This window comes from Bradyrhizobium sp. 23AC, assembly GCF_054863025.1.
Map to the genome: position 1 here is coordinate 1 of NZ_JAVAYN010000118.1, position 278 is coordinate 278.

The window sequence follows — 278 nt, forward strand, 5'->3', positions numbered from 1 at the left end:
GGTGTGTGATGCTGGTTTACCCATCCCCAAAAGTACAACGCGTATCGATATGGCATTAACCCAGGGTGTACCTTCTTTTATGCAGGTGCTGGGCGTCGTCACAAATGAAATGCAGGTCGAGGCTGCCATTATCGCGGAAGAGATCAAACACCATAATCCGCAACTCCACGAAACCTTGCTCACACACCTTGAGCAGCTGCAAAAACACCAGGGAAATACCATTGAAATTCGTTACACCACGCATGAACAATTCAAACAACAAACGGCAGAAAGTCAGG

The 278-nt window shown here is 47.5% G+C and carries 1 protein-coding gene; it reads left to right on the forward strand.

Annotated features, from left to right (window positions below):
* A partial coding sequence (gene rbsD / locus RAD10_RS41715; protein ID WP_461622008.1) for a D-ribose pyranase occupies positions 1-278 on the forward strand: 278 nt, incomplete at both ends.